Raw genomic sequence first — 1714 nt, 5'->3', positions numbered from 1 at the left:
CTGGGTTATGTAAGTCCGATTGATTACAAACTTGAACACCTTAAAAAAGTTGTCTAGTTTAGTGTTGACATACCAAACTTTATCTTAGGAACCATTCTGTCATAATTATTAAGGTCAATCTCCCCTGATGCTCCTCTATACATAGTTTTTATGTCAGAAAGATTCACTTCAAAGAATTTACAGGTCTCCTTAAAGATATTGTCAAATCTATTAAAGACCATATAGTCATTTATTATCTTTTCTAACTCATCATACTTAACTACTCCATTATATAAATGTTCTTTCAGACTTTGCCATTGCTCAGTCATTAATCCAACATTACTTTCAAAATCTTTTTTACCCACTATTGCACCTCACTTATCTTTTAGATATGCCTATCTGGAAAATCCTTGTAAAAGTCTATTATACCTTTTATATTTGGTATTTCTTCTAATAATTTTAAAACTCTTTCATCAGAATCCTCTGGTAAAGAACCATAAAAATGCTGTGCTAAGTGCCCTTTTTCTTTATTTAAACTTGTTAGCAAGATAATAAGGTCTTGAAACTTCTTTTCTAATCTGGGTAAAGCATTTCTAAAAGCCCAGTTGATTGCTTGTCTATATTTATAATTAGCTGTAGAGGAATCCAATTCTAAATCATTAGACTGATTCACCATTTGGTAAAAAACATTTAATTCTTCCTCACTTAAATAATCAGCCACTTTATTTAAATTTCTGGCTTTCTGATTTCTTAGTTCATAATCATTAAATTCCTCAATTTTTCTGATGTTCTCAATCTCATTTGTAACCTCTTGAGCTTGTTCTTCTGTTACATCAAACCCTAAGTATTTTACATTTTTTACAAAGCCATCTGTCCTATACATATAAAATTCCTGTTGGGTTTTATTAAGAAACTCCTGAATTAGTTGAGGATGAGGTCTTTTAATTTTACCTCCATCTTTCTCCCACCAATCCTCTTTCCTATCTTCTGTAATTAATATTATTGATGTAGGATTTTCTGTATTTTTTGCTCTATCTATGATTTGATTCCACACTATTAAATCTCCATAAAGCTGTTGATACCTAAAATCCCCATATGTTCTATAGACTTCCTTATTAGCTTTCCCCATATCTTCAAACCCTGGTGGTACTTTGTATTTATATCTTTCTTTTCCTGCTTTTTCAATTTCATCAATAACCTTTTGAGAATAAGGCTCTCCAATTATCCCATCAAGTAAAGTTAATAAATCATTCTGTATTTTATTTGCATCTGGTAAGCTTTCTATTTCTTTATCTAATTCTTCTTGTAATTGTTCATTTGACTTCTCTATATTATCAATAAAAAACTTAAATTTTTCTGTCATAATGTAAGGATGTTTACTCTTAACAGAGCTTAACACTTTAATTGCACTTTCTTTTAATTTTTTCAAATCTTTACCTATTAGCTCATAACCCTCATGCTGTCTATGCATATTGTCTTCATAGTTAAAAAAGTATTCAAGAGCAACTTGATGAGGTATCCAAAGCCTATTATCTTGTTTTAATTTCTTTAATATATCTAATAAACTTTTTGTGGATTCCTTTGATGAATACTTATAAAAATTAATTAAAATATTTGTGTCAACTACAAAGGTAGCATTTTCCCATAGTTCTTTTTTTTCTTCATCTGAAAACTGATAGTGGCCAAGCTGATTCCGTTCTACCTCCATGTTCAATTGGGTGACCCAGCGTTGAAT

2 protein-coding genes are annotated in these 1714 nt (G+C 30.2%); both read right to left on the bottom strand.

What is annotated here, in order from left to right; all coding sequences use genetic code 11:
- Window positions 1-53: 53 nt before the first annotated feature.
- Window positions 54-344, bottom strand: a complete 291-nt coding sequence (locus N9I19_RS24645; RefSeq protein WP_317779315.1) for a hypothetical protein — start codon at window positions 342-344, stop codon at window positions 54-56.
- 20 nt (window positions 345-364) lie between these two features.
- Window positions 365-1714: PIN-like domain-containing protein (locus N9I19_RS24640; RefSeq protein ID WP_317779314.1), on the bottom strand; the 1350-nt coding region annotated here is incomplete at its 5' end.

Origin of the sequence: Peribacillus sp. CSMR9 (assembly GCF_033141925.1) — a bacterium.
Taxonomy (GTDB): domain Bacteria; phylum Bacillota; class Bacilli; order Bacillales; family DSM-1321; genus Peribacillus; species Peribacillus simplex_A.
Note: the sequence above shows the minus strand (reverse complement) of the source record. Positions and strands in the feature narration are given on the sequence as shown.